Origin of the sequence: Desulfurivibrio nitratireducens, from assembly GCF_044068515.1 — a bacterium.
Classification (GTDB): Bacteria; Desulfobacterota; Desulfobulbia; order Desulfobulbales; family Desulfurivibrionaceae; genus Desulfurivibrio.
Map to the genome: position 1 here is coordinate 1 of NZ_JBIPKI010000068.1, position 6,586 is coordinate 6,586.

At 62.9% G+C, this 6,586-nt stretch carries 4 protein-coding genes; 1 reads left to right on the forward strand and 3 read right to left on the reverse strand.

The annotated features are described in order from the left end of the window. The 3 genes from ACHHTY_RS11455 to ACHHTY_RS11465 all read right to left on the reverse strand — a co-directional run. On the reverse strand, window positions 1-1,695 hold a 1,695-nt coding region (locus tag ACHHTY_RS11455), incomplete at its 3' end, for an FG-GAP-like repeat-containing protein (RefSeq protein WP_395494298.1). Between the two features lie 415 nt (window positions 1,696-2,110). Next, window positions 2,111-4,108: an acetate--CoA ligase gene (acs, locus tag ACHHTY_RS11460; RefSeq protein ID WP_395494299.1), complete on the reverse strand. Its 1,998-nt coding sequence runs from the start codon at window positions 4,106-4,108 to the stop codon at window positions 2,111-2,113. A 408-nt stretch (window positions 4,109-4,516) separates the two neighbouring features. Further along, window positions 4,517-5,848 (reverse strand): porin, encoded by a 1,332-nt coding sequence (locus ACHHTY_RS11465; protein ID WP_395494300.1) that lies wholly within the window; start codon window positions 5,846-5,848, stop codon window positions 4,517-4,519. A gap of 283 nt (window positions 5,849-6,131) precedes the next feature. Between ACHHTY_RS11465 and ACHHTY_RS11470 the strand changes: the two genes are divergently transcribed. Beyond that, a partial coding sequence (locus ACHHTY_RS11470; RefSeq protein WP_395494301.1) for an orotidine 5'-phosphate decarboxylase / HUMPS family protein occupies window positions 6,132-6,586 on the forward strand: 455 nt, incomplete at its 3' end.

Here is a 6,586-nt window from a genome sequence, read left to right on the forward strand (position 1 = left end):
CGAATCAGGCCCGGGGGCCCGGTACTCCACGGGATAGACGAAGATCGAGCTTTCGGCGGTGGCCTGAATATTAAGGCCGTCACTGCCCAGAACCACCCCGGCAAAGAGTTCGGCCCCCTGCTGGGTCTGGCCGTCTTCCCCGGTTGCGCTCTGATCCGGACCGAGCTGGATGTCGGCGATATAGCCGTCGATCCGGCGGGTCCGCCAGATTTCGTTCATCCCAGCCCCGTCCCAGCTCAGGGCGTGGATTTCGCCGGCCGAGTAGGAACGCAAGTGCCCGAAAAACCGGGCGAAGGCATCGATGTTCTTGACCACCACGATATCCGGCCGGCCGTTCTGGTTGATATCGCGAACCACGATCCGGGAAGGCACGTAAAGGTGCCGCACTTCATGCCGCTGGCCGGAGTCCTCGCTGGTGGCCGGGTCCGGCCCGCCCAGCAGGCGGGTGGTGCCGCCGAAGCGGCCTTCGCTGCGCCAGAGCCGGCCCCCGCCGGCGCTCAACACCTCCAAGCGGTCACTCTGGTTAATGGTGATGATTTCCTCGCTCCCGTCCCCGTCCAGGTCGGCATAAACAAAGTCAAAGAGATTGAGGCGGCCGGGCACGCTGACGGCTCCCCCCTGTTCCAGGGTGCCGTCGGCCAGGGCGTGGAGCCGCTGCAGGCCGGGCAGGACAAAGCTGCCGGGACCGGCGCGCTGGCCGACCAGGGTTGTTCCTTGCATGGGCAGGCGGACGGCTCGGATATACCAGGGGAGATTGTCGTGGGTGCGGACCAGCTCGCTGCCGTTCCATTCCAGGATCAGGGAGTTGGGCCCCTGGTGGTCGGCGGCGCTGACGTAGATTTCCGCCCGGCCGTTGCCGTTGAGGTCGGCGGTGGACAGGTAGTGAATCGGATAACGGTTGAGGGTCCGGACCTGGCCGATTCTTAAGAAGCGCCCCATTTCGAGGCGGTAGATTTCCACCACGTTGGGTCCGGCCAGGATGATCTCCAGCTCGCCGTCGCCGGTTACGTCGGCGGCATCCATGGCCCGTAAAGCTATGGGGATGTTGTGGCTCTTGCTGTAGCCCCGCAGCCAGGAGATATCGCTGGAGCGCACAAAGGCTGAAGTCCCGGTGCTCCAGCGGTCGTAAAGCTGACGCTCCGGGTGGGGAGAGACATAGGTGGGTTGTTGCTCGCCGAGCTGGGTTGCCGGAGCCGGCGCGGCGGGGGCGGCCGGCGCGGCGATCAGAACCTCGCCCCGGATTTCCCGGGCCAGGCTGTCCACTGTCGGAATCACCTCATCGGGGGAGGCGGCGGTGGCGAAAAAACTCCTGGTCGCCGCCGGATCCTGGAGATCGTAGACCGTGACATCGAGGCTCAGGCCGCTGCCGATGGCGGTCATCACCCCGCCGACCAGGTAGTCGGCCGCCAGTTTTTCCCCCAGCCGGAAAAAATCCGCCGCCTCCTGGGGCCGGCCGGCGGCCACCAGTTCCCGCTCGACCAGGCCCCGCTCCAGCAGTCGGGCGGATTGCCCGGCGGCCAGGCGGCTGCCCAGCATGGTCCGAACCCCTTCCACCAGGTAGGCCATATCCTCGGGGGCGATCAGCTCAAAGGGCAGCACCGCAACTCGGGGGGGTTGCCCGTCAGCGGCCGCGGCCGGCAGGGGGGAGAGCAAAAAAAGGCTGACCAGGGAAATCAGGGCGAGCAAACGAGTCATGGGGAGTCTTCTCAGCAAGGGTCATGGGTGGGATCCGGTCAAGCAGGGCCCGGCTGATAGCCGGACTCCGTTTGCCCGGGCCTGCGAAGCAAAACGGCCGGCGCGCCCTCACTGTGCAACAGTGATCGGGACAGCTCCGGCCGTCTATATTAAGCGGTAGCGCAGATTTGTGCAAGCAGGTCCGCAGAAGCTCCCGCGTTTTCAATAAAATTTGCAACAACTGGCGCAGTTTGGGGCGATCAGATCCGGAGGCAATAGACCAGGTATGCCGCCGGGTCTGATCGCCCCAAGATGCTTTGCTGCCGCATCTTTGTCGGCGCTGCATAAACTCCGGTGCCGACGGGCCGCGCTCTGAAGCTATTTATTTGCGCCTTGCCGACCAACCCGCTTGGCGGGTTTTGCGACGCCTTCAACATTACTTCTTGAGGAACTCTTTGCTGCCGGCTACCAAAGTATCCACCACCGCCGGATCGGACAGGGTGGAGGTGTCGCCGAAATCATGCGCTTCGGTCTGGCCGGCGGCGATCTTGCGCAGAATCCGGCGCATGATCTTGCCGCTCCGGGTTTTGGGCAGCCCGTCGGAAAACTGGATGAATTCCGGGGTGGCGATGGGCCCGATTTCCTTGCGGACATGAACCCGCAGGGCCGCCCGCAGTTCGTCGCTGGGGTCAATCCCGCTCTTCAGGGAGACGTAGGCGTAGATGGTCTGGCCCTTGATTTCGTGGGGGGCCCCGACCACCGCCGCCTCGGCCACGTCGGGATGGGCCACCAGGGCTGACTCGATCTCGGCGGTACCCAGGCGATGACCGGAGACGTTGATGACGTCATCCAGCCGGCCCATGATCCAGAAGTAGCCGTCCTCATCCTTGCGGGCGCCGTCTTCCGGGTCGTAAATTCCGGCATAACGGGAAAAATAGGTTTTCTTGTAGCGGGCCGGGTCGCCGAAGACTCCCCGCAGCATCCCCGGCCAGGGCCGGCGGATCACCAGGTGGCCGCCCTCGTTGGGGGCCGCTTCGCTGCCGTCTTCGCGCAGAATGGCGGCGTCGATCCCGGGCAAGGGGAAGGTGGCCGAGCCCGGTTTGAGGGGAGTAGCGTAGGGCATGGCCGAGATCATGATCCCGCCGGTTTCGGTCTGCCACCAGGTATCGACAATGGGCAGCTTGCCGCCGCCGATATTTTCATGATACCACATCCAGGCCTCGGGATTGATCGGCTCACCCACCGAGCCCAGCAGGCGCAGCGAGGAAAGATCGTGCTTCCGGGGCCATTCGTTCCCTTCCCGCATCAGGGCGCGGATGACGGTGGGGGCGGTATAGAAGATGTTGACCTTGAACTTATCGCAGATCTGCCAGAAGCGGTCGGGCTTGGGCCAACTCGGCACCCCTTCGAACATCACCGAGGTTCCGCCCAGGGCCAGGGGGCCGTACAGAATATAGCTGTGGCCGGTGATCCAGCCGATATCGGCGGTGCACCAGTAAACATCGTCGTCCTTGAGGTCGAAAACCCAGCGGCAGGTCTGGGCGGCGAAGGTGAGATAGCCGCCGGTGGTGTGGACCACCCCCTTGGGCTTGCCGGTGGAGCCGGAGGTGTAGAGAATCAGCATGGTGTCCTCGGCGTCCATGCTTTCCGGCGGGCAATCGGCGGAAATTCCGGCGCCGCTGACCTCTTCATGCCACCAGGAATCGCGGCCTTCCTGCATCGGCACTTCGTTGCCGGCCCGTTTGACCACCACGCAATTCCGAATGCTGGGGCACTCGGCCAGGGCCTGGTCGGCGCTGGGCTTCAGGGGGATGGTCTTGCCCGCCCGGAGGACGGCATCGGCGGTGATCAGGACCTTGGCCTCGCTGTCCTGGATCCGGCTTTTCAGGCTCTGGGCCGAAAAGCCGGCGAAAACCACGCTGTGAATGGCCCCGATCCGGGTGCAGGCCAGCAGGGCGATGGCCAGCTCGGGAATCATCGGCAGGTAAACGGAAACCCGGTCGCCTTTCTGGACCCCCATTTTCTTGAGGACGTTGGCGAAGCGGCAGACCTCGGTGTGGAGCATCTGGTAGGTGTAAACCTTGACGTCCTCGTCGGGTTCCCCCTGCCAGATGATGGCGGCCTTGTTGCGGCGGCCATTGGCGAGATGGCGGTCCAGGCAGTTGACCGAAACATTGAGCTTGCCGCCGGCAAACCACTTGATTTCCGGGGTGTGCATGTCCGCCTCCAGCACCTTGTCCCACTTGCGGTCCCACTGGATCAGCTCTTCGGCCCGCTCGGCCCAGAACCCCTCCGGATCGTCCATCGAACGCCGGTAGAGTTCTTCATATTCGGCCATGCTTTTGGCGGAAACGGTGTCGGCGGGGGCGGGCGGGGGAGCAAAAAGGCGTTTTTCCTGCATCATGCTTTCGATCTTGCTGTCTTGTCCACTCATCTTTTTCATTCTCCTCGGTGTTGTCTCGAAAAGGTTGAGATTGGTCGCCGGAACCGATCTGGTTTTCCCCCAGTGCTTATCCCCGATAAGCACTCCCCACGGGCGGCGGTGCCGAAAAAACGGCGCGCCGACCGCCAAGCCGGGCAACTTGCCTTTATTGGCGCAGGGTAGCCCGGACTTGGATGATTTTACAAACATATAAATTTAGCATGCGTATGGCAGAGGTCAAGAAAAAAGCGACAACAAGGAAGGGGCAGGTCGGGGGAGCGCTAGGGATCTGCCCCCCTTTGGGGCCTGGGGCAAATAAAAAACCCCGCCCGGGGTTGATTCCGGGCGGGGTTTTCAGCTTGCCTGCGTCAGGATCGGGGAGGCTGGCCTCCTGGCGATCCCTGGAGCTTTGAGGGACGCTTAGAAGCGGATCTCAAAGCGGTTGCTCAGGCCCCAGTAGGCGTCATCTTCGAAGCCGGCAGCCAGGCTGGGCGAAGCGTAGATGGCGTCAATGTGGTAGGTGGTGCTGGCGTTGACCTTGTAGGCCAGGCTGGCGTCCACTACGGTTACATCCCAGTCGTCACCAAACATGCCAACGGGGGCGAGGTTTTTGCCGTCAACGTAAGCCAGCTTGGCGCCCAGGGTCAGCTCGGGGCTCAGCTTATGGGAGGCGCCGACGCCGATGGCCCATTCCTTGTCGGTGGACCGTTGACCGAAGCGGCTGTGGCCCAGAGCGTGGCCGCCACCGGTGTTGTAGAACATGGTGATCGCATCAAAGTGACCACCAGGAGCACTATTCCAGCCATTGCCGGCATAAGCGCCACCCAGGGTCAGGGTGGTGTCGCCCAGGGCGTAGGCAAAGCCGAGGAACATGGCGAAAGGATTGTCACCCTCGGCATTTTCCCAGATGTCGCCAAGCTGGAAGTCGGCTTCAAAGTTAACGGTCAGGTCAGCCATCTTGTAGGTAGCGTAACCGTAGAGTTCCTGGCCGTCTTCACCACCGTCCCATTCCTGGTCGGTGTGGCGAATCTGGGCGCCCATCCGGAAATCGGCGGTATTGTACACCATCCCCAGGGAGTAGCGGTTCTGATCTTCGTCTTCAGCGGCCCGAACACCGCCGACAAACTGACCTTCGACGTCCTTCTGATAGTAGCCGAACACGGTCATTTCGTCGTTGATCTTGTAGTTGGCCCGCAAACGATCAGCCCGGGCATCCCAAGCCTTCATGCGATGGCCCCAGTTGACCAGGAAGCGACCGGCGAGGACGTTAACCGGACCGACGGGCACGTTGACATAGAAGTAGTCGGTGGCGACATTGCTGTTGCGATCGCCGCCCCATTGGTAGTGGGCGCGACCGTCGTTATCGTCGGTGGTCGCGAGAATCCGGGCGTGCAGAGAGGTGCCGCCGGCGGCCTTGGCATCCAGGTACAACCGCAGGCGGTGCTGGAACTGACGGTTGGTGTCGTCGTTGGAGCTACGAACTACAACCTCTTCGGTGTTGGGCGGCTCACCTACAGTAATTGTGTCGACGCTGGTACGGTTGCCAAACTGGGCATCCTCGCGCCAGTAGCCGCGCAGCCGGGAATCGCCGCTCAGGGTGATGCTGGTTTCGCCTTTGCCGGCCACGGAGGCCTCGGCTTCGGAGGCGCCGACGCCGATCAGGGCCGGGGTCAGAACCATGGCGCCGAGGGCCAGGGCCAGGGGGAGGCGGGCGTAACGCCGCCGTACGGTGGAAACTTTGCTTTCTTTCATAATGCTCTCCTTTTCTCCTTGGTTTTGCACACAGCGGGCGCCTCCTGAGCGTCCGCCCCAAATCACTCCCTTATCCGGCCGAGCTTTGCGGCCTCCGGAGAGGAGGCAAAGCCCTGGCCATGCATTTCCATAATAGATCTCTTCCCCCCTTGTCAAGCAAAATAGGGCAAAAAGTATAAAAAACTTTATCGCCGGTTCAAATTTTTGTCCCGCGCCGCTTTCGGGCCCGGCCGCCAGGAAACACCGGGTTTCCGGGCCTTGCCGGGAGCGGGGCGGAAAAATCTTGCCAGTCGGCGCTTGCCTGGGCTATATGGTCGAGATGGAAAAGCAACTTTTGCCGGACAATGAAGACGGCGGGCGCGGCCCCGGCCGGATTCCCCTCAATGAGCGGCTGATCTTCGCCCTGGACTTCCCTCGACCCGAGGAGGCCCTGGCCTGGGTCGACCGCCTGGGCGGGCGGATCGGCTTTTTCAAGGTGGGCCTGCAGCTTTTTACCGCCGGCTGGTGGCCGGTGGTGGATGCCCTCGTCGCCCGCGGCCATAAGGTTATGCTGGATCTCAAGTTCTACGATATACCCGAAACCGTTTACCAGGCGGTGCGCCAGTTGCGCGAACACGGCGTCAGCCTGGCCACGGTCCACGGCAATCCGCCGATTATCGAAGCGGCGGTGGCGGCCGGCGGCGAGCTGCGCATTCTGGCGGTGACGGTGCTGACCAGTTTCGGCGAGGAAGAGCTGGC

Coding starts and splice junctions, on each gene's coding strand:
- acs (WP_395494299.1), bottom strand. CDS start 4,108: ATGAGTGGACAAGACAGCAAGATCGAAAGCATGATGCAGGAAAAACGC.
- ACHHTY_RS11465 (WP_395494300.1), bottom strand. CDS start 5,848: ATGAAAGAAAGCAAAGTTTCCACCGTACGGCGGCGTTACGCCCGCCTC.